Genomic DNA, 21541 nt, shown 5'->3' with positions numbered 1-21541 from the left:
GCTGAACATTCTGTTAATTATTTCAAGAAAAGTATAAAAACTTATTCCTTATAACTGTCCAATTGTAAGTTTATTGTGGAATGATCCCATAAAATGGCGACTCCCCTGAAAGCAAGAAACAGTGCACAGGAGCCCCTAGTAACATTCAAGATGGTAAAAAGCTTATGAAGAAGGCCATAAGCGGAGCCTAAACAAGAAACCGCAAGATCAACCTAAAGAGCGGTGCGGCATTGTTCGAAAATGCCTCAAACCCGCAATGAGAAGTAAACTGTTGCTTATGATGCCTTTTCAAGCATCTCACGAAGTCCAGCTTCACTCACACCCTGTACTATCTTATCACCAACGATAAACACAGGCGTTCCATCTAATCGCAGTTTTTGTGCAAGCTGTATGGTTGCCTCAATCATAGCGGAAATTTCACTCTCATTCTGCTCGACAAATTTCAACACTTCCTGCGGATCAAGGTCGATTTCAGAAAGGATCTTCGTAATGACTTCTGGTGTGTAAACACCATCATGAGCCATCAGCCTGGAATGAAAGTCAGAGTACTTCAAATTTTGGATGTCCTTCTCTTTCATAAAAAGAAAAACACCGGTATCGTACTTTGCGGCAACTAATGAGCTCTGTCCGAGAATCGGCAAATTTCTCAGAGTGTACGTAACGTTTGGATAATCACGCTTTATCTTCAGTAGAATTTGTGAGGCAAGCTTGCAATAACCACACGAAGCATCAAAAAACTCAACCAAGACAGTCTTTGCATTCTTAGCAACAAAGGACGGATAGTTGGTGTCAAAAACCTCACTCTTGTGCTGAGCTATCAACTTGTTTATTTCTTGCTCTTTTTGTTTTTGTTGTTCCTCAAACTGTGCAAGCCGATACTGATTTACAGATTCTAGTATTTTCTCTGGATTTCTTTGTATGTACTCTTCCACGATCTTCTCCGTTTGGGAGACCGCATAAGCATCCTTTACACGCCCGTAATACCAATTCGACACAAAAGGAAAACCCGCTATAGCAATAAGGGCAAGCACTAACAAAAAGGTTCTCATATTTCAGGATCGGAACAGCAACAAAACCCACAACGCAGTATTGTCTTAGTTAACCTGCGTCATGTCAACATTGACTAACCATTTATGCAATTTGTGACAGTGGTGAGCCTACACTCTTTGTATAAACCAACGCATAGCGTCTGCCTTAAGCCGAGTACCACATGGTATGGTAGTTAAGTTCTAATAAATCAAGCTGGAGAGAGTACCAGGAGGTAAGTGAACCTCAACTGAATGACTAGTCCAATTCCACTATCCTTCTATAGTTCTTTTATCGTTCAGAATTTTTTCTATCTTCTTCTCAAAAGAAGAAAATTTCAGAGGTCCCGTGTACCTTTCACCGTTGATGAAAAGCACCGGAGTACCCTCAATACCCACTTTCTTGATTCCGAACAGTTTCGAATATAATACCTCATCCTTAACACCAAGATCTTCTGTGCAGGAAAGAAATTTTTCTTTTGCGCTCCCATGAAGATTCGCATCCGAAATGATACTGTCAAACATTTTGTCAGCATCTTCTTTGTTCTTTGCGTTGTTTCCAACATCAAAAAGTTTTCTTATCAGGCTGATCACGTGTTCGTCATTAGGCATTGTGTTTTTGCGGTAGCACATAAGAAAAACAGACGCATTGAACGATAGCTTATCAAGGGGAAAGTCCCTCATGATTAACATGACTTTACCCGTCCTACCATATTTCTCATATACAGGCAGGATGAGCTTTTCAAAGGCGGCTTTGCAGTGTGTACAGGAGAAAGATGAGTAATCAACAATGGTAATGGGCGCATCAGTGCTACCTATTGGTAAATCGCCAGGAAAGAGAAGATTCTCACTTACCTTCAGTGTTGTAGGATTGAATTTTAACGCATCAGGGTACAAGGACAACGGTGCGGAAAAAGCAAGCGAAAAAGAAAGAAGAGTAACTAAGCCACAGAGTAACCACTTATGAGAATAAGACATACACAAACACAGAATGTGCGCAGACGCAAAACCCGGATATCATTATACACGCGATTGAATGATAAAGTTAATGGACAAGAAGATAAAAGCCCTAATAAACCTTGCTGAAAATTTGCCGGGATTGGGGCCTAAGTCAGCAAGGAGAATAGTTTTGCACTTATTGAAGTCTAAGGAGACAACGTTGATACGGTTTATTGATGCGATGCAGGTTCTCTATGAGACAATCAAGCACTGTGAGCTGTGCGGAAATCTCGAAAGTGAATCACCCTGTTCAATTTGTAGAAACACTAAAAGAAGCTCAGATATCGTATGTGTAGTTGAGGAGATTACTGATCTCTGGGCAATAGAAAAGGCTGGAGTACACAGTGGAAGATATCATGTGTTGAATGGTGCATTATCCATTGTGAATGGTATTACTCCCGAAACGTTGCAAATAGAAAAGCTAAAACTAAAGGTTTCTTCTGGAACTGTAAAAGAGCTGATCATTGCTACCAACGCAACCGTAGAGGGCCAGACGACTGCACAGTACATAGTTGAAGTCTTGAAGGAGATGCAAGTGAAATTATCGTTTTTGGCGCATGGCATACCTGTGGGTAGTGAGATGGATTATCTAGATGAGGGAACACTGGGAATAGCATTCGCGAATCGTAGAGCTGTATAAAGTTGTGTTGACATACCGGTGCATAATATCTTAAGTCTTGGCCTGTAAGGCTGTACTTTACTTTTTTTGAGTCAGGATTTACAATCTTACCCAGTGGTGTCGGGGATGCCTTTATGCTTGCGGTAGTTGAACAAGGAAGTAAACAATACCTTGTCAGAAAAGGACAGGTTATCAGTGTGGAGAAAATCGCTGCTGAACCAGGGGAAGAGGTTGAGATTTCTTGTGTGAAGTGTGTCCTTGATGGAGAGACCAAACCTCATTTTGGTGTTGGTACGGTTAAGGCCTCGGTCCTGGCGCAGGAAAGAGGTGAAAAGCTTGTTATTTTCAAGAAGAGGCGCAGAAAAAATTCACGTAGGCGGAATGGACATAGACAATATGTGACGATTCTCAGAGTTACGGATATTGCTTTGTAATTGACTTTTCAGCTTGGGGTCTATTTTTTTATTATTTTTTGTAGAATCTTATGGCAACGAAGAAAGCCGGTGGTAGTAGTAGCAACGGTAGGGATTCGATAGGTAAGAGGTTAGGCGTAAAGAAATTTGGCAGCGAGAGCGTAATTCCGGGTGACATAATAGTCAGACAGCGTGGAACGAAGTTTCACCCTGGCAGGAATGTTGGAATGGGTAGCGATCATACCATTTTTGCTATGAAGTCTGGCTTCGTATCGTTCTCTGTTGGTCTGAAAGGTCGACGTTTTGTTCACGTAACGTAGATTCCCTGTCGTGCGTTTCGTCGTTCTGACGATGTTTCCAGAGGTTTTCCCCGGACCTTTGGGTGTATCAGTCGTCGGTAGAGGATTGACTAGTGGATGTTGGTCCCTCGAAGTTGTTCCGATAAGGCGCTTTGCTGTAAATAGTCGCGTTGACGATACTCCTTATGGTGGGGGACCTGGTATGGTGATGCGTGCCGATGTCCTGGGTGAGGCATTTGAGTACGCGAGCTCTGCTTATAATGTGGAGAGGCGTATATTTCTCAGTCCTAGGGGCACGAGATTCGCACAAAACTCTACCGCTAGTCTAGTGGAAGCTGGTAGTGTCTTGTTAATTTGTGGGCGCTTCGAAGGAGTTGACCAAAGATTCTTGAATTACTACAATGTTGAAGAGCTCAGTGTCGGTGATTACGTACTTTCTGGTGGCGAGATCGCTGCTATGGCGGTGATAGATAGTTGTGTTAGATGTATTCCCGGGGTTTTGGGCAATCTGGAGAGTCTCAAGTGTGAGAGCTTTGTTGGCCCCTCGTTAGAGTACGACCATTATACACGGCCGAACTCTTGGAAAGGATTGAGTGTTCCTGAAGTCCTTATGAGTGGGAACCACAGGAAAATAAATGAGTGGAGAATTAACTCCGCTGCAGCCGCTACGGGCAGGAATAGGCCGGATCTGGTTGTGGAAGAAAGTTAGGTTTGATTTTATAACAAGTCGATATGGGTGTCTTAGCTAAATTTAATGAGGCTCAGAGGGAAGCTCTTTCTGAAGGTAGGAACTATCCCGAGTTCAGGGCCGGCTATACCATGAGTGTAGAGTTCTATGTCCAAGGTACTTCTGGACGTACGCAAGTTTTTAAAGGTCTTTGTATTGGAAAAAGCAACAAGGGTGTGCACTCTTCTTTTACATTGCGCAAGCTCTCTGTGCATGATGTTTACGTAGAGCGTACTTTTCGTTTGTACTGGCCTTCTATTAAGTCCATTTCAGTTGAGAGAGAGGGTAAAGTGAGAAGGGCTAAGCTTTATTACATTAGGGCTCTCACAGGAAAGGCAACCAGAATAAAGAAAGAATACCGCAATTAAAGAGTTTCATATGGATGAGCTAAGTGATTTTTCTACGCAAGTTTCTGGTTCTTCTGGCCTTGTCCTTTTGGATTTTTGGGCAGATTGGTGTGCGCCGTGCAAGCAATTAATCCCTACACTTGAGGCTTTTGCAGAGTCCGCCGAGAATGTGAAAGTATATAAGGTCAATATAGACGGTCCTGGTCAGGATTTAGCTGTTTCTAATGGTGTAAGGGCTGTTCCAACGTTGATACTATTTAAAGACGGAAAAATTGTAGATCGCAAAGTCGGGGTTTTGTCATTGTCGCAACTCAAGGAATGGATTGCCACGTTCTCCTAGTGCAGTTACTCTCTGTACGTGTGGAATTGCTGTAACTACCGATGTTTCTTGAATAGCGGCGAGACCGGTAGCGTGATTTGTGTTCCAGGTTTTACACGTGACTCCCTGTTCATATTTGCTAGTTTTCGTTCCCCCGATGGAACTGCAAGCAGGTCCAGCATAGTACTTGCAGATTGCGGAATAAATGGCTGAAGTCCTATAGCAATTATTCTGAGCGCTTCTAGCACTGAGTATAAGATTCTACCTGCTTTCTCAGGGTTTTCCTTTAATTTCCACGGCTCCTCTGTAGATATATACTCGTTTGCCTTGCTGGAAAGTTGTATTATCCTATCCAAGCTACTATTAAGGTCGAGCAGTTCGATGTCATTTTTGTAGCCTTTAGCTAGTGAGTACGCAAATTCCAGGAGCTCATTTTCTGATTCGTAGATCTCACTCACTTTTGGGCCTAGCAGCCTGACTGTCAAAGTGAGTGTTCTATGTAAAAGGTTTCCTATATTGTCAGCTAGTTCACTGTTGATTCGTTCTATTAGACTTGCCGTATTGAAGTTACCATCTTTTCCAACAGTTATTTCTCTTATTAGGAAATATCTTATTGGATCTACACCAAACTCAGAAATTAATTCGAATGGGTCTATTATATTTCCAAGTGATTTCGAAATTTTCTCACCATCATTAAGCCACCAACCGTGTGCAAGTATCACATCGGGCGTTTTCAAATTTGCTGCCATAAGGAAAGCTGGCCAGTATATTGAGTGAAAACGTAATATGTCCTTTCCTATTATGTGTATTACACGTGCATTATCCCAAAAAGCGGAGAATAAAGAGTCAGTACTTGTATCGGGATAGCCAACGGAAGAAATATAATTCGTCAATGCATCAAGCCAGACATACACTGTGTGTGTTGGATCATCTGGAACATTTATTCCCCATTGGACTCGAGTTCTAGAAATAGATAGGTCGTGCATGCCAGCCTTAAGGAAGGCCAGCATCTCATTAAATCTACTTTTTGGTTGTATAAATGTTGGATTCTCAGCATAGAATTTCTTCAGTAGTTCAGAGAATTGAGAAAGTTTGAAAAAGTAACATGCTTCTTTTGTCCACGACACGGGTGCTCCTGTCGGAGCAAGGCCATTCTGCAGTTCGGCTTCTGTGTAAAAGGCTTCATCTCTTTCGGAGTACCATCCTGAGTACTCGTCTAAGAAAATAAACTCATTCCTACTTAATATACTCCACAGTGCTTGAACAGCATCCTTATGTCTTGTTTCAGTTGTGCGTATGAAGTCAGAGAAATCATAATGCATTGCCACACATAAATCGCGAAAGCGTTTGCTTACATGGTCTACAAAGTCTGTTTCACATTTTCCATGTTTTTTGGCTGTGTTTTGTACTTTTTGTCCGTGCTCATCAGTTCCCGTTGTGAAACGCACTTCATGACCGACTAATCTAAGTGCTCTTGTTAGTACATCAGCTATCAAGCTGCTGTATGCGTGACCTATATGTGGATTGTCGTTTACATAATACACTGGTGTGGTGACGTAATATCGCATGGGACGAGCGAAAAGCATTGAAGCCACTCTAACACATTTGTTGCTTCATTTCATAGTTGTGTACTAGAGCTCCATTCAGGTGCAAAGGTTACATGAAAAAGTTTAGCATATTGCTTTTTTACTCCATTAGTTACAAAATATATGTTCATCTGTGCTTTTTTCATCTGTTCAACAAGTGGTAACGGTTCTGCGTTGTATGCTGCATGATTCATGGGTGCACAGGTTTGCTAGAGTGTTTTTATTCGTACTATGAAAGGGGAAGGTTCTGAAATACTTTTTGCCAGTTCTTTGGGCAAGCTCCATGGGTATTATCATGATGTTCCTGGTGCCCAGTCTGTAGCGCTCGTTCTCCCACCTAATCCGAGGTATGGTGCTACGATGAAAAACAAGGTCGTGAAGTCTATTTACTCTTGTTTTGCTAGCAAGGGTTTTTCGGTTCTCAGAATGAATTACAGGGGGGTTGGATATTCTTCCGGTCAGGTTAGCGTACGGGATGAGGATTTGATCAAGGATGCCAATGCAGCTATAGAGTGGCTTCAGTCGTGTTATCCACTGGTAAGTTCGTTTTGGGTTTCTGGGTTTTCTTTCGGTGCTTGGCTTGCGCTGAATCTAGTCATGCGAAGACCGGAAATTTCTGGCTTTGTAGCAGTAGCCCTTCCATTGAAGGTGTACGACTTTTCTTTTTTGTCTCCGTGTATTGTTCCTGGCTTGATTGTTCAGGGGGATCAAGACCAATTTTGTGATGCTGCTGATCTAATTAAACTTACCTCTCCCGTTTCAGAGAGGCTGAGCAAGTTTAAAGTTGAGATTCTTGAAGGTGCCGACTGTCGTATGAGTGACAGCTATAACCTTGGGCTTTTACAGCAGAAGATTGATGATTATTTGTCATTTGCTTTCTCTACAGCGCCGGTACGTATCCATTGTGAGGACGAAGAAGTCTATCACGATACTGACATTGAGGAACGGATTCTGGTTGAGGAACAGGCTTAGTTGCTCCGTGGGTGGCTATTCGAGATAAATAAGGTCACTGGCTAGTTCTGTTGGTTTTTCTATGTCAAGAAGCTTGAGGACGGTTCCAGCGATGTTATATAAGCCTCCGTTGTTTACACGTTTCACCCTTTTTGACACTACAATGAATGGTACTAGGTTTGTTGTGTGAGCTGTGTTCGCAAGCTTTGTAGAGTGGTCGTACATAGATTCTGCGTTACCATGATCCGAGGTGACTATCATTTCGTATCCGTTAAGTTCGCAGGCCTCTTTATATAGCTCGCCAAGGCAGTTATCTAATGTCTCTATTGCCTCGATAGTTGCTGACATGTTTCCAGTATGGCCCACCATATCGGCGTTTGCGTAGTTGACCACAATGAAGTCAAACCTTTTTGACCTTATCGCCTTGATAAGTGCATCAGTTATCTCTAAGGCTGCCATTTTTGGGTACAAATCATACGTCTTGACGCGTGGTGAGTTTATCAGAATACGCTCTTCTCCTGGAAAAGCTGCCTCTTTTCCTCCATTGAAAAAGTAACTCACATGAGCATATTTTTCAGTCTCCGTGATTTTGAGCTGGTACATTCCAGCACCTGAGATAATCTCCGATAGAGTATTCGTGATATGATGCCGCGGGATCAGTGTTGGTAAAGGTTCTTCAAAGTACTGACTCATTGTCATCATTTCTGAGAATTTAATCTTGTCTTCACAGAAGTTCGTTTTACCGATAAGCTCAGAGGTAATTTGTCTTGCCCTATCTGGACGAAAATTTGCTATAAAAAGTCCATCTCCATCTTGGGCGCCTGCATATTCCCCAATCACTGATGGTGGAATAAACTCGTCGCTTATGCCCTGAGCATAATAATACTCTATGGCCTCAGTTGCTTTTTCGAAGATTCTTTGGTGCTTTGATGGTTTTACAATAACGCGATACGCTTCGGCCGTTCGGTCCCAGTTTCTATCTCTGTCCATGCCGTAGTAGCGTCCACTCAGAGTCGCAATTTTTCCTGTGTTCTCTTCTGTGAAATATTGCTTTGCTGCTTTTGGTGCTGTGTCACGACCATCTAAGAATGCATGTATACACACAGTCACTCCATGCGATGTGAGGTAGTTTGAGATTTTGTTTATATGTGCGACGTGAGAGTGTACTCCTCCATCAGAGAAGAGTCCGACAAGATGACACCTCTTCCCTTTGAGTTTGGTTGCAAACACATTCAACTGAGGGTTTTTGTCGATTTTTTCAAGCTCGTGGTTAACTCGAACAAGGTCATGATATATAATCCTTCCGCTACCTATGGTCATGTGACCAACTTCTGAGTTACCCATTTGTCCTTCTGGTAAACCTACTTCTAGGCTGCTTGCGGAAAGAAGTGAATGCGGAAACTTTTCTAACAGCACGTCATAGTGTGGGGTTCTAGCTTGGCGGATAGCGTTATACTTGTCTTGAGGTGAAACACCCCAGCCATCCAGTATACACAAAATTAAAGGCATCTACTGATATCAAGCGAACAAAAGATCCAACCTAGTGCAGTCAAAACACGCCGGGCGATTGTAACATATCACTCGAACTCTTGCATCACGTTTTCACAGCGTGCCGAGAGAATTTCTTTCTCCTTTTGAAGCTGTGTTTTGACAGTGGAGTTAGATGAAAATTCCTTAAGAGCCTTTCGCAAAATTGAGCATGCGTGATCATAGTCTCCTGTTGACCTTAATATGCTAATCGATTTTACCAGTGCAAGAGGTGCCCGAATCCCTGTTTTGTCTGCATGATAACTTTTTATAAAGCTTACTAATGCAGCTTTGTGTTGCTTCTTGTTCAGATGAAGGTTTCCGAGGAAATAATACACATCATCTAAGAAATTGCTTTTCGGAAAGCGTCCAACGAACTGGTTTAGGCTTTTTTCAGCTTCTTCACTTTGTGATCGCTCCATCAATAAAAGGATGTTTTTATAATGGTTTCTCTCTGCAGCATCATGCGGATCCATATTTTTTATCTTGTTTACATCGTACAGGGTTGTCTTGTCTATGTTGTCTAAGCTGCTCAATTCAGGTTCATTCTCCTTTATACTCACTTTCCGTGTGTCTTGAGGTTTTTTGGTTGGGTAAGGCACAGGCTTTTTAGGTATTTTGCCTTCTTTTTTCAATTCTCCAAGAATGATCTCGATCTTTGATATACTACTTCTTATTGTTTCGAGCTCTCTTACTACAGAGCTGAGATCAACATGCGGCTCAGATACTTGTTGTATTGCAAGAGCCACGGACCCACAGAAAAAAGGAGTGTATAGAGGGAGCAACAGTAGAAACCAAAACAGAACAAACCTCATGCACCCATACGCGGACATACAAACCTGTCGAAAGGACCGAACAGAAAGAAGAAAACTCGAAGGCTTTTCAACCCTCACCATGCTGAGTTCAAGGTACTACTCCTGATTACACTCCTGCACAAATTCTACAACAACCCTACGATTTTTCGCATGGGCTTCTTCTGTATCACCTTTGTCAACGAGCTCATCTTTACCTGCGGAAGCTGTGCAAAAATGACTCCTTAAACTATCCTTTGAAGAAGGGACAACCTGTGTAGCATCGTCGGAAGAACCGGGGAAACCTCCAAATTCTTGTGCAGGATCGTCTAGATTTTCAGAGACGGCTCCTAACAAGTACTCAAGAACCGCAACAGCTCTCTCATTGCCAAGTTTTGAACTGTCCTTAGGAGTGTCAAGCTTATCAGTATGACCTGTAATTAAAACTTTAAGATTAGGATTTTCACTGATTCTCAGAGAAATGCACTGGGCGATGTTTTCATAAATGAGTTGCTCTGCCTCAGGTGAAACCGCTGACTCACCAGATTTAAAATGAATTACGGCTAAAGTTCCACTTTTTTTTGGACACTGGCACTCAACGCCAGAAAATTGCGAAGAAGTGGAACTACCATGTCGCGACGTGCCTACACTTAAGCAGCCGGACAGCGACAAAAGCGCTGAAAATAATGCAACATTAACGATTCTTGACATTGTACCTCCAGTTCCCATTTCACAAAGCTTCTAGTCAGAACACCACCGCCTACATGTGGAACTAGGACGGCAAGCCCGCTAAGGAATGGTATCTAACCCAGCTTAACTAAAGATTAATGTCCGTTAAAAGTCAACTGCAAGTGTATGCTATTTTCAATATACACACGAATATAAAACAAGCTCCTTCTTTTAAACATCAGGTGCACAGTACCACTTGACTTGGATGAGTGTACTTTCTAAACAGCCGATGAGACAGATTCACAGTTGATAATTCTTGTTTTGACGGGAAAGTAAGCCCATTGTTTAAAACTGTAAATGCACAATACTACCATTTGATATGTGGAGTATTTCCATTAACAGCTAATACAGAAATTTTTTTAGTGATCTCTTTCTGTAGTAAAATATTTGGAGTTTGGTATGCCAAAAATTATCATTATTGCTTCCGGTAAAGGAGGTGTGGGAAAATCAACGATCGCGTTAAATCTTTCTGTTTTACTGGCGCGAAATTTCAGAACCGGTCTAATAGATGCTGATATTTATGGACCCTCTCTTTCGTTTATGCTCGGAACTGAAGCAAAAATCACAATGACTGAACGAGAAACACTAGTTCCTGTGGAAAAGTTTGGGCTTAAATATGTTTCAGTTGGTGCAATGGTAGAATCAAGTGCGCCGATACTATGGCGTGGACCAATGCTATCTAAGATTCTACGTACTTTTCTCACTAATACTGAGTGGGGTGAGTTAGATTATCTTGTCATTGATACTCCTCCGGGTACCGGTGATGTTCACATTACACTCTGTGGTGATTTTGATATCGATGGTGCAGTTCTAGTAACGACTGCACAAAAAGTTTCAATACAGGATGTCTCAAGAGCATGTGAAATGTTTAAGAAATTACAAATTTTTGTTCTTGGTGTAATTGAGAACATGAGTTGCTCCCATTTAGAGAAAGATGAGCAGTATATTATTGGAGACGCAGAAAATACGAAAGAATTTTCAAGGGCTTTTTCTGTCCCAGTGCTTGGCAGAGTTCCATTCTTGAGGCAAATCTCATATTCGTGTGATAGCTCTATACCAGCAGTTTTGGATGCTGAGATTACTATGATATACAAACCAATCTTAGATGCATTGCTTTTTAGGCTAAATGAAAGAGTGTGATCAGAATTTGTAAGACAAACTAAAGGGAGCGTTTGCATCGCAAGGTGTATTTTTTTACTTTTAACCATGCTTCACTAGATTTTGTTGTCTATCAGCAATATAATTTGCCCGTGTACTCCCGTGAGAGCAAATGATACCCGAAATAGCAATCATTGATCTAGGGTCGCAATTCACCCAACTAATAGCGCGAAAATTAAGGGAAAACGGATGCCGCTCGTGTATCTATACCCCATCTGATTTTACTTTTTCTGACAATGTAAAGGGCGTTATATTATCTGGCAGCCACCGCTCTACTAGTGAGTATGCGGACTACAGGGACTTAATCGCAATGGTTCTGAACGCGAATTCTACGCGTGGTATACCAGTGTTGGGAATCTGCTACGGAAAGCAGCTCTTGAGTAGTTTCTTTGGTGCTGATGTGGTTTCAGGCAAAAACCGCGAATATGGAAAGGCTAGACTCCAGATCATTGCAGAAAGCCCAATTGTGAACAACATCAGTGCTGCGGATTTTACGGTCTGGATGAGTCACGGCGATGCAGTTGTGACGCTTCCGTGTGGCTTTCAATGTATAGCAATGACAGACGACTGCCAGTTTGCGCTTATTGCTGATGAAAAGAGGAAGATATATGGTTTCCAGTTTCATCCTGAAGTCTCACATACTGAGAATGGTGATGTCTTACTACGCAATTTCATAGCAATTGCAGGAGTCGAAAATACCTGGGATTTACAAGTTTTTTCCGAGGAAGAAAAACGTATAGTAGTTTCCACTACCGGTGATGCAAATGTTCTTGCCGCAGTTAGCGGAGGTGTTGATTCAACGGTTGCAGCGAAATTTATGTACGGAGCAATAGGTGAGAGGCTTCACTGTATTTTTGTAGATACAGGACTTCTGAGAAAAAATGAAGCTAATGAAGTGAAAGAGCTATTTTCGTCGTTGGGAATACCACTGAAGATCGTTTCTGCAGCTGATAGGTTCTTTGGAAAGCTTGTTGGAGTTACAGATCCTGAAGAGAAGCGAAAAATTGTGGGAGAGACTTTTATCCAAGTGTTTGAAGAAGAAGCTCTCAAAATACAGGATGTGGAGTTTCTTTTACAAGGTACTTTATACCCCGATGTTATCGAATCGGGTGGCGGAGGTTCCCATACAATTAAATCTCACCATAATGTAGGCGGGCTGCCTAAGAAAATGGGGTTAAAGTTGCTTGAGCCTTTTAGGTTGCTCTTCAAGGATGAGGTAAGGGCAATCGGGCGTCAGTTAGGGGTGAACGAGGCCCTTTTAATGCGGCATCCGTCACCAGGGCCCGCTCTGGCAATACGAATCCTAGGAGAAGTAACTCAAGAGAAAGTAGCTATACTTCAGGATGTCGATGAGATATATATCTCGACGATGAAGGAATACAATCTGTATTCTGATATATGGCAGGCTTTCAGCATCTTATTACCAGTCCGTTCCGTCGGTGTGATGGGGGATAAGCGCTCTTATAATTATGTTTGTGCGCTGCGTGCTGTTACTTCTCATGATGGAATGACGGCTAGCGCCTACCCGTTCGAAGCTCATGATGATGCTAAGTTACGCTTTCTTTGCTTTCTGAATGAGGTTGCAACCAGAATACCTAATCGTGTGAGTGCAGTCTCTCGTGTAGTATACGACATTACATCAAAACCTCCAGCTACAGTTGAGTGGGAATAAACCTTGACATTTTAGGTGCTTTGCACGTGTGCAGAGCTCTTCGTGCTTGTGTTTATGTGTCTTAAGAAGATGATTACTCTTTGGCGATGCTCTTTGGAATTGCATAATCACACGCTCTGAAGCGTTCCTTCAGTGAGGCAATTGCGAAAGATCCCAGACCGACTGACTGTAACACTTCTGCCCCTATTTGCAGACCGGTTTCGTAAGTTTCCGGTACCAGTTTATGTGCACCTAACTTTCTATAAGTCTTGATATCAGAGAAATCCGACACGCGCACGACAATCGTAGCGTGGGGGAAACTTTGACTTATGAGAGCGACCGCCTTTTTGCTAGTAACCCCATTTTGCATCGAAAGCACTATAGTTGAAGCTCTGTCTGCAGCAATTGCCTCTAGAGTGGTACGCTTATTGATGTTTCCTTTAAAAATAGGGAACCCTTCATCTTGTGCTCTCTCTACAATTTTGGAATCCACGTCGATGGCAATGTAGTTAATTCTCTCCTCAGATAGCATCCGTGCAACCATTCTACCCACCCGGCCAAAACCTGCTATGACCACATGGTTATCAATATCAGCAACACTAGCACGCATCAGTTGGATGAGTTCATCTTCTTCGACTATTCTGTCAGGTGCTTCAAGTTTATTTGCAACCATAGCCCCAATACTCGAGAAAAGTGGTGTGAATGCCATACTCATTGTAACTGCGGAGACCAATATGTTAACCAGTGAGGCATCAAGGATTGCAGTACTGCTGTCCAACTTAAACAAGATGAGTGCAAATTCACTTCCCTGCGCTAGCAGCAAACCAGCATTTATTGCAGGGCCAGTTTTAAAACCAAACAATTTGGCTAACCCTATTATAATCGATGCCTTGAGTGTCATTAGAGCTAAAGCCACACCGGTAATTAATCCTATGTTTTCAGCGAGCGTTCTGAGGTCTATCGACATGCCAACTGTCATAAAAAATAAGCCTAGAAGTAAACTCTTGAATGGGAATATTACCTGCTCTACTTCATGACGGTATTCCGTTTCTGCCAGTAATAGACCAGCCACAAATGCACCCATTGCCATTGATAATTCAAGTTTCTCGGTTATATAAGCTGCACCGAGCACTATGAGTAATGTCGTAGCTATAAATAGTTCGCTACTCTTGGTGGAAGCGATAATCTTAAAGAAAGGCCTTAGCAATAACCTACCAGCAACGAAAATTAGCAACAACACCAAACCGGCCCTGATCAGTGACATCGCGATAGGAAGAAGGAGATTTTGTGGTGCATTATTTCCTAAGAGTGCGACGAGCACCAGCAGCGGCACAACTGTAAAGTCCTGCATGAGCAATACAGCTATTGAAAGCCTACCTACTTGGTTTGATTCCATTCCTGTTTCTTGCAGTACCTGAAGTACTATGGCCGTTGAAGAAAGCGCAAACGCACACCCTATTATGATTGATGCACTTGAACTGTTACCAAATACTCGACAGATTAGTATGATCAAAAGCGCAGTTATTATGACCTGTAGTGTTCCCAACCCGAAAACGTGGAGCCGCATGGACATGATCCGATCTAACGTAAGCTCCAACCCGATCAGGAAAAGTAGAAAAACAATTCCGAACTCAGCGAAGGTTTCCATGGGTGAGGAAAACTCGACTATTTTGAATCCATGTGTGCCAAGAACTGCTCCGGCAACAAAATAACCCAAAATTGGACTTATATTTAATTTCAAGAACAACGCTACCACTAAAACAGCGGTCGAAAGCAGCGCTATTACCTGGAACAAAGTAATGCCATCATCAAACATGCAAAGGTGATACCGTCAAAATTATTTCCACTTTATTGAACAGCCAATACTGGGTTTCTGTTTTCTCGAGACCTTTTTGCCATCGGCGATTTCCAGCATCGCATCGAGCAGATCATGGGTTCCTGATGTGAGATCCATGAAGTGTCCACGATACTGCAACTCAAGTTTTTTGTCGAAACCGAAAAAATCCGGCGTACAAACAGCCCCATAGCTTGCAGCAATCTTTTGTTCAGCATCATAAATGTAAGGGAATGAAAAACCGTATTCCCGTGCAAAGTCAGCCATTTTTTCTGGCGAGTCTTCTGGATACGAAGAGACATCATTTGGCATAATTGCTACTGCACCAATACCGCTCTCTTGCATCAATTTTACATCCTCGGAAAGTTGCCGCACTATTTGCTTTACATACGGACAATGGTTGCAAATAAACATCACCAAAGTACCATTGGGACCAGCAACACTTGACAGCGAGTACACTGAACCACCAAACTCAATCGAAAAAGGAGGCGCTTTGAAACCAAGTGAGGCTTCTGGAGTGCTCATCTTTACCATAATAGAAAATGCCAGAGACGGTGGAAGATGTTAACCTAAATGACCCTAAATCGCAAGAGTATCAAAAAAAGCGGCTCTCTCATTAACAAAAAATTTCCTTATTCAGATTGCATGTTCGTAAAGCATCATATTCTTGGGAATAGTTTGGGGTATGTGATGAATGAATATTTAATTATCCAATATGTGCATTTCTTCATTACATTCAGTTTGGATTTCTCTTGACTGGATCGGGGGAAGTTGTTAATCCGGACTTTAACAATTATCATACAAGTGGATCGCTGCTTGATATGAGAATCAAGTTAAGGTTTTGTATAGGATTCATTTAATAAAGTAAGAGTTGTAAATTTGTAAAATCCGTATGTCGAGGAAGCATTGTTATGCCTAGGGAAGATGAAAAGCGCTTTGTAGGTGAGGTAATTGAGGTTCTTAGGGGACCTGAGTTTCGAGTGAGACTCGAAAATGGGAAAGAAATACTGGCGCATTCTTGTGGTAAGATGCGCAGAAAGAAAATAAAGATTATCCTTAGTGATAAGGTAGTTGTTTCGATGTTTCTTCAGTATGACACGAACAGGGGGATCATCGTCGAAAGAGAGGGATTCCGAAAGAAGCGTACGGATGATCTTGGTGATGGAACTGCTAAAGATAAGAAACGAAAATGAATTATTATTCATGTTGACCATCCACTTATACATTATGTGACATGCACTCCGACTTTATTCTGGGTTCCTCATCAAAATGTAGGAGTCGGCTCCTCGAAGTTCTTGGATTTTTCCCAAAGAGGTCTATTGGACCAGAAATAGATGAATCACCAAAAGGGAGTGAGCTTCCTCTTACTTATGCTAAGAGAATGGCTTATGAAAAAGCACTTAAGCTCAGAGGAGTTTGCCGTGAGGAAAACGTAATAACGGCTGATACCGTAGCTTCTTGTGGTAGACGTATACTTCCCAAGGCGTGTTGTGATGAAGATGTACGCTATTGTCTTGAGCTCCTAAGTGGAAGGAGACACAGACTTTATACTTCGCTTTGTTTAGTTACAAAATCTGGTGAGATAAGACAAAAGACGGTCATGACCGTCTTAAAATTCAAAAGACTCTCTCACGAAGAGATAGAATTTTACCTGGCAATAAAGGAAGGTATTGGTAAAGCAGGTGGCTATTCAATACAGGGAGTAGCACAGGGCTTTGTTTTATTCATTAGAGGTTCATACTTCAATGTTGTTGGACTTCCAGCCTATGAAGTCGTCTCGCTTTTAAGGTCTGTAGGTGTGTTTCAGCAGAGTAAGGAAGCTCTCTGCTCACAAGGAGTAGAAGATGCCAAGTGAGAAAAGGGTCGCCAGGTTATTGTCTATTGAAGTGTGCTACTCAAGTTATTATTCTGATTTACCTAAATCAGAACTTATTAGTAGGGCCTTGGAGCTGCAGGAAGTACCCTATATGAGGCGGTATGAGCTTGGGTTACTCAATTCTGTCTTAGATTTGTGTCTTGCTAACACGGAAGTGGATACAGAGCTTATAGGACGCTTCTTATCTGAAGAGTGGGAGATTAGTAGAATGGATAATCTCAAGCTATCTCTCTTAAGGGTTGCCGTATCCGAACTTCGGCTAAGCAATGTTGCGCAGAGAAATCTTGTAATTAATGAATACGTAAGCTTAGGAAGACTCTTTCTACCAATAAAGGAAGTTGGTTTTATCAACGCAATACTTGAGAAGCTGGCGAGCGAAATTCAAGGACAGTAGATTTAGATTTACCTTTCGGCACCTCGACTTTCTTGATTCCTGATATTAATTCCTCGTTGTACAGTCAAATCTGTAAGACCTGTCTCCGGTTGCTCTGTATCTGAATCACCAAAAAGGGAACACTGTTCACTAAGCAACTCAGCAGATGAGGCTGTACTTCCAGTTCTTGTACGATTTGTGGATGATCTTGTTCTCGGCCACGGAAAATTGCGCGTGCTGTGTGAACTAACCAAACCAACAGAGCTGCTACTTCTTGCGGCGCTTGCAAACAGACTGGGAGAGTTATCTCCTCCTATTCCTTCATGATCATCCGTTTGTACTCTCTTTAGGCCAAAACATCCGGTCTTTCCTCCACTATGCGAAGCAAGAAATTGCGCATGGCAAGCATTAACTAGCACTCTTTGTATTATTTCTGGTTGCAGCTCCGGAGAATTCATTGTGCATGCGATTGCATCTGCTGAACTTGTTATGTATCCCGTGCGATCCTTACCGCTTTTACATGAGACGCATAAAACACTATCGTCACACGTCTGTTCCCATAGTGCCGTGACTTTAGCCGCGATCCTTGCATTTTTATTCCTAGGAGTACTTCTAAACGGTGAGGTTATCACTTCATAGAGTGAACGAACTCTACCAGAAAAGCCACTTTGTTTAAGCCCAAGCCTTCTGAGCTCGACTAGTTCCTTTGCTAGAGTTCTCTCTTCCCGCGTTGCTAGATTGCTTATATTACTGCATGCTTGTCGATATGCTCTTGTATTCCAAGTGTTAGTAGACTGCGTGAGATACCGTACCAAGTCTCGGCATCCGGGGTTTGTACTTATTCCAGATTTTTGAACGTAACCACCTATTACCTTGTTGCAAGTCTGGTGTATTGTGTTTTTACTGATAAACCTGAGTGCGTTAGTTGGTATGATGTGCGTATTTGGCTTGCCAATAGCCTTTTGTGTGGTGTCAACAACGTAGATGTCGAGGATATTCGCGCTCAGCTTGGGAAAAAACTTGTCTAAGAATCCCTGCAGTGGAACGCTCGAACACAAGGTAAGCATGTGCACACTTTTTCCAGGATTAGCATGACGTAGTTGCTGATAGCTTTCATTAGCTAGTTGTAATCTTAGTGCTGTGTCAGCATGCGTAGTAGCAAGTGACGCACTATGCATATAACTAGCCAGGGGTGTTCTACTGACGATATTGCCTGAACTGTCTATGGTGAGCTTTTCAAGTGTTTTTTTGAAAGCATTACGTAGACCGGGTGTACCTCTTAAATATGTTGAGAGAATATGCAGATTATCCACGAAGGCATCTGCATGCCTTCTGAAGATGGCTTGTTCAACAGGATCTAGATTTCGATACCAGGACTGCTGTGCATAATTCCGTAAAAGCTGTTTCTGACTTTCCGTTGTTTCTGTAATTGGGACATCAGTTTGAGAAATTATGCTATCTCCAACTCTCGTGACCGTCGCTACTGCAAAGTGATGCTTATCTCCTAGAGCAGCATAAGCCTCAGCCTTTCTTACCAGATTGGCAATTTTGTTCAGTGAGAGTGATGGCAGCACATCTCTCTGAAGGATTGTACAAACTTCGGTGTTAAAGGTCTTTAAAGATTTCCGGCATGCGTCTTCGTCACAACGCGGCAATCCAGTCTTTAGGACATTTAGAGCCCTACTTTTTAGCTGACGTCTTAGTGTTCCCTGCGCGGGGTCAGTACACACAGCAGCAACTATCTCATCAGCTGCCCTGAACATATTCAGTATCTGTAGCAGGTAGTCATGCGATGAGAATGGATTCCTTGGTGCTTGGAGTCCTTCTTGGAGTGCTGATAGGTCGTACCGCGTTATTTGTTGGTCGTTCTCATTTTTAATCCAAGCTATTCCCCTATCAGTATCTGCAGCTTCCTTGAGAATGAGTAACGCTTCCTCGTAGCTGAAGCTTTCTTCTGTAACCCTAGTGATGAGGTCCATTAACGAAGCGAGTGCGCGTAGTGGTCGGGGTGATTCTGATGACTGCATGTATACTCAATAAGATTGTGGTCTAAATCCCTTTTCAGTATTTTAATACTAATAAATTTACGAAAATATAAAGGAGAAAAAATTCTCGAATGAAGAAGACATAACTGTGGCTTGACATCTACCGCATGATCGTTTCTAATGTGCCAGGAGGGGGTATAGCTCAGCTGGTAGAGCATCTGGTTTGCACCCAGAAGGTCGCAGGTTCAACTCCTGTTGCCTCCACCACTTACTGTGGCTTTCCCTCTAGTTGCTAATTCTAGCATAAATCCGCCTAAAATGCACGTTCGCCGTATGCGCGAGCCCTGTCAGCTGTACTTGCGTAGCAATCCTGCTTTCACAAATGACAAAAATAGTGGATGTGGTTGAAATATCCTGGATTTGAATTCTGGGTGAAACTGTACCCCCAAGAACCATGGGTGATCTCTGAGTTCAAGGATTTCTGGAATGCTATAATCTTTCTCTGAATACCCAGAAAAAAACATACCTCTTTCTTCTAGTGCAGGTAGATAACGCGGATTTGCTTCATATCTATGCCTATGCCGTTCTACAATCACTTCTGTTTCATTGTAAATTGCGTAAGCTTTCGACTCCTTCTTTAGAACACAGTTGTACTTGCCAAGGCGCATCGTGCCGCCAATTTGTGAGGATTGACTACGCCTTTCCACGGATGAGTCTGGACGGTGCCACTCATCCAAAAAGCAAATCACCGGCGCTTCACAATTTTTGTTAAACTCCGTTGAATCAGCACCTTCAATCCCAACAACGTTTCTTGCAAACTCTAAAACTGCCAGCTGGAAACCAAAGCAAATACCCAAAAAGGGAACGTTATTAACCCTTGCGTGCGTTATCGCTGATAGCTTGCCATCTATTCCGTTATTACCAAAGCCGCCCGGAATGAGTATCATGTCAAACTTTGAAAGATCAGACATGTTGTCCCCTCGTGCGTCTATAATCTGGACGGATAAATTTACGCCCACAGCGAAAGCGGCGTGCTGCAAAGCAGCATCAACTGAAATATAGGCATCACACAAATCTGAGTATTTACCGATTATCGCCACAGAAAGTCTTTTGGTACTGCTTGCAAGAGATCGTGTTTCTTGCACGACTTTCTTCCAATAAGACACGTCTGCTTCTAGTGGACCACGTCCAAGAAGTGCACTTATCTTTGTATCAAGTCCTTGCTCTTTGTACATTACAGGGATCTCATATACGTTGTCGACATCCTGTGCTTCTATAACGTTACCCTCTTTAACGTTACAGAACAGAGCTATTTTCCTTTTATCTGCACTAGACATTCGTGCAGATTGTGTTCTGCATATTAAGAAATCGGGCTGTATACCTAATGCGTTCAGTGCCTTGACAGAGTGTTGGGAGGGTTTTGTTTTAAGCTCACCAGAGGATTTTAAGTAAGGAACAAGGGTAAGATGCAAATATATAACATTCTCCTTTCCGACTTCATACGCAACCTGCCTTGCGGATTCAAAAAACGGCTGTCCCTCAATATCTCCAACTGTACCACCGATCTCACATAGTATCACATCGTACCGATCAGATCCGGAGTAAATAAAGTCTTTAATAAGATTTGTGACGTGGGGTATAACTTGTACAGTTGCACCAAGATACTCACCATTCCGCTCACGCTCTATGAGGTCAACATATATTCTACCCGCTGTCGTGCTATCATGACGGGTGCAATTTATGCCAGTGAATCGCTCGTAATGACCAAGATCAAGGTCGGCCTCGGTACCATCCTCAGTGACGAAGACTTCACCGTGTTGCAGTGGACTCATGGTCCCAGGATCGACGTTGAGGTAAGGGTCCATTTTCCTGATGCAGACACGGAATCCCATAGACTGCATAAGGGACGCTATGGCAGAAGTCGTAAGTCCCTTACCAACAGACGACGAAACACCACCTGTGACAAATATAAAGGCGCAAGACCCCCTACTCGGAAGAGGCATAGTCAGTATTTTCAGATTCCCTATGATCTGCTTCCAGGGCCCTCTCTAACTCTCCTTCCACTTCGTTTACTATAATCTCAGTGTTCGAAGCAAAATTTAATTTTCCCAGAAAGATGGTGTTCAGGAAAAATATAAACAAGAGGACCCAGGTAAACCTAACAAACAAACTAGATGCACTTCTGACAGGAAAAAGAGCCCCACGCCCAGAGGCAAAAGCACCAGCTACACCAGAACCTGAATTTTGACACAGGACCAATGTAACAATTAAGACCGCAACAACAAACTGTAAAACAATCAAAAATAACATGCACACCTACACAAAATCAGCG

At 42.5% G+C, this 21541-nt stretch carries 23 protein-coding genes and 1 tRNA gene; 13 read left to right on the top strand and 11 right to left on the bottom strand.

The genetic code is table 11. From position 1 onward, the window contains the following. Positions 1-275: 275 nt before the first annotated feature. Together AS219_RS03685 and AS219_RS03680 are read right to left on the bottom strand one after the other, a co-directional pair. A complete protein-coding gene (locus AS219_RS03685) occupies positions 276-1049 on the bottom strand; it encodes a DsbA family protein (RefSeq protein ID WP_067980228.1) in 774 nt (257 codons plus the stop codon). Between the two features lie 249 nt (positions 1050-1298). Continuing rightward, positions 1299-2003: a thioredoxin domain-containing protein gene (locus tag AS219_RS03680; protein WP_231861867.1), complete on the bottom strand. Its 705-nt coding sequence runs from the start codon at positions 2001-2003 to the stop codon at positions 1299-1301. A 70-nt stretch (positions 2004-2073) separates the two neighbouring features. Between AS219_RS03680 and recR the strand changes: the two genes are divergently transcribed. From recR to trxA, 6 genes are all read left to right on the top strand, one after another. After that, positions 2074-2664 carry a recombination mediator RecR gene (gene recR, locus AS219_RS03675; RefSeq protein ID WP_067980597.1) on the top strand — a complete coding sequence of 197 codons (591 nt, stop codon included), beginning with the start codon at positions 2074-2076 and terminating at the stop codon, positions 2662-2664. Positions 2665-2777: 113 nt separating this feature from the next. Further along, complete coding sequence (rplU, locus tag AS219_RS03670; RefSeq protein ID WP_067980224.1) at positions 2778-3077, top strand: 50S ribosomal protein L21; 300 nt, start codon at positions 2778-2780, stop codon at positions 3075-3077. Positions 3078-3127: 50 nt separating this feature from the next. Next, positions 3128-3376 (top strand): 50S ribosomal protein L27, encoded by a 249-nt coding sequence (rpmA, locus tag AS219_RS03665; RefSeq protein ID WP_067980222.1) that lies wholly within the window; start codon positions 3128-3130, stop codon positions 3374-3376. A gap of 10 nt (positions 3377-3386) precedes the next feature. Continuing rightward, entirely contained in the window at positions 3387-4064 is a 678-nt protein-coding gene (gene trmD / locus AS219_RS03660; protein ID WP_067980219.1) for a tRNA (guanosine(37)-N1)-methyltransferase TrmD, read from the top strand. Between the two features lie 23 nt (positions 4065-4087). Further along, positions 4088-4450 carry a 50S ribosomal protein L19 gene (rplS, locus tag AS219_RS03655; RefSeq protein WP_067980216.1) on the top strand — a complete coding sequence of 121 codons (363 nt, stop codon included), beginning with the start codon at positions 4088-4090 and terminating at the stop codon, positions 4448-4450. Between the two features lie 10 nt (positions 4451-4460). Continuing rightward, complete coding sequence (gene trxA, locus AS219_RS03650) at positions 4461-4769, top strand: thioredoxin (RefSeq protein ID WP_067980212.1); 309 nt, start codon at positions 4461-4463, stop codon at positions 4767-4769. Between the two features lie 35 nt (positions 4770-4804). Here trxA and metG read toward each other — a convergent pair whose 3' ends face one another. Beyond that, positions 4805-6334: a methionine--tRNA ligase gene (gene metG, locus AS219_RS03645; protein WP_231861866.1), complete on the bottom strand. Its 1530-nt coding sequence runs from the start codon at positions 6332-6334 to the stop codon at positions 4805-4807. 231 nt (positions 6335-6565) lie between these two features. Here metG and AS219_RS03640 point away from each other — a divergent pair, with 231 nt between their 5' ends. Then, entirely contained in the window at positions 6566-7306 is a 741-nt protein-coding gene (locus tag AS219_RS03640) for an alpha/beta hydrolase (protein WP_067980207.1), read from the top strand. A gap of 15 nt (positions 7307-7321) precedes the next feature. On the opposite strand, the gene gpmI is transcribed toward AS219_RS03640, so the two are convergent. The 3 genes from gpmI to AS219_RS03625 all read right to left on the bottom strand — a co-directional run bounded on the left by gpmI (position 7322) and on the right by AS219_RS03625 (position 10314). Then, a complete protein-coding gene (gpmI, locus tag AS219_RS03635) occupies positions 7322-8794 on the bottom strand; it encodes a 2,3-bisphosphoglycerate-independent phosphoglycerate mutase (protein WP_067980204.1) in 1473 nt (490 codons plus the stop codon). 68 nt (positions 8795-8862) lie between these two features. After that, positions 8863-9645 carry a tetratricopeptide repeat protein gene (locus AS219_RS03630; RefSeq protein WP_231861865.1) on the bottom strand — a complete coding sequence of 261 codons (783 nt, stop codon included), beginning with the start codon at positions 9643-9645 and terminating at the stop codon, positions 8863-8865. Positions 9646-9723: 78 nt separating this feature from the next. Continuing rightward, on the bottom strand, positions 9724-10314 hold the full coding sequence (locus AS219_RS03625) for an OmpA family protein (RefSeq protein ID WP_067980595.1): 591 nt from the start codon (positions 10312-10314) through the stop codon (positions 9724-9726). Positions 10315-10731: 417 nt separating this feature from the next. Here AS219_RS03625 and AS219_RS03620 point away from each other — a divergent pair, with 417 nt between their 5' ends. Further along, the gene (locus AS219_RS03620; RefSeq protein WP_067980196.1) at positions 10732-11472 is read left to right on the top strand and encodes an Mrp/NBP35 family ATP-binding protein; all 741 of its coding nucleotides are present in this window, start codon (positions 10732-10734) and stop codon (positions 11470-11472) included. 133 nt (positions 11473-11605) lie between these two features. After that, on the top strand, positions 11606-13162 hold the full coding sequence (guaA, locus tag AS219_RS03615; protein WP_156469334.1) for a glutamine-hydrolyzing GMP synthase: 1557 nt from the start codon (positions 11606-11608) through the stop codon (positions 13160-13162). 73 nt (positions 13163-13235) lie between these two features. On the opposite strand, the gene AS219_RS03610 is transcribed toward guaA, so the two are convergent. Further along, positions 13236-14957 carry a monovalent cation:proton antiporter-2 (CPA2) family protein gene (locus AS219_RS03610; RefSeq protein ID WP_067980190.1) on the bottom strand — a complete coding sequence of 574 codons (1722 nt, stop codon included), beginning with the start codon at positions 14955-14957 and terminating at the stop codon, positions 13236-13238. A gap of 21 nt (positions 14958-14978) precedes the next feature. Then, a complete protein-coding gene (locus AS219_RS03605; protein ID WP_067980187.1) occupies positions 14979-15509 on the bottom strand; it encodes a thioredoxin family protein in 531 nt (176 codons plus the stop codon). Positions 15510-15886: 377 nt separating this feature from the next. Here AS219_RS03605 and infA point away from each other — a divergent pair, with 377 nt between their 5' ends. The 3 genes from infA to AS219_RS03590 are packed head-to-tail and all read left to right on the top strand — an operon-like array spanning position 15887 to position 17245. After that, positions 15887-16168, top strand: coding sequence for a translation initiation factor IF-1 (gene infA / locus AS219_RS03600; RefSeq protein ID WP_067980184.1), 282 nt, complete (start codon positions 15887-15889; stop codon positions 16166-16168). 41 nt (positions 16169-16209) lie between these two features. After that, positions 16210-16830, top strand: a complete 621-nt coding sequence (locus AS219_RS03595; protein WP_067980181.1) for a Maf family protein — start codon at positions 16210-16212, stop codon at positions 16828-16830. Continuing rightward, the gene (locus tag AS219_RS03590) at positions 16820-17245 is read left to right on the top strand and encodes a transcription antitermination factor NusB (protein WP_067980179.1); all 426 of its coding nucleotides are present in this window, start codon (positions 16820-16822) and stop codon (positions 17243-17245) included. Before AS219_RS03595 ends, AS219_RS03590 begins: the two co-directional genes overlap by 11 nt. An 8-nt stretch (positions 17246-17253) precedes the next feature. Here AS219_RS03590 and AS219_RS03585 read toward each other — a convergent pair whose 3' ends face one another. Next, complete coding sequence (locus AS219_RS03585; RefSeq protein ID WP_082784597.1) at positions 17254-19203, bottom strand: hypothetical protein; 1950 nt, start codon at positions 19201-19203, stop codon at positions 17254-17256. A 197-nt stretch (positions 19204-19400) separates the two neighbouring features. On the opposite strand from AS219_RS03585, the gene AS219_RS03580 reads away from it, so the two are divergent. Beyond that, positions 19401-19476: transfer RNA gene (locus AS219_RS03580), tRNA-Ala, on the top strand. A gap of 80 nt (positions 19477-19556) precedes the next feature. Here the strand turns inward: AS219_RS03580 and AS219_RS03575 are convergent. Next, positions 19557-21212: a CTP synthase gene (locus AS219_RS03575; RefSeq protein ID WP_067980172.1), complete on the bottom strand. Its 1656-nt coding sequence runs from the start codon at positions 21210-21212 to the stop codon at positions 19557-19559. Further along, positions 21196-21519, bottom strand: a complete 324-nt coding sequence (gene secG / locus AS219_RS03570; RefSeq protein ID WP_067980169.1) for a preprotein translocase subunit SecG — start codon at positions 21517-21519, stop codon at positions 21196-21198. Before secG ends, AS219_RS03575 begins: the two co-directional genes overlap by 17 nt. Positions 21520-21541: the final 22 nt, after the last annotated feature.

Source organism: Neorickettsia sp. 179522, assembly GCF_001593535.1.
Lineage (GTDB): Bacteria > Pseudomonadota > Alphaproteobacteria > Rickettsiales > Anaplasmataceae > Neorickettsia > Neorickettsia findlayensis.
The sequence above is the reverse complement of the archived record's forward strand: the minus strand, read 5'-3'. Positions and strand labels throughout refer to the sequence as shown.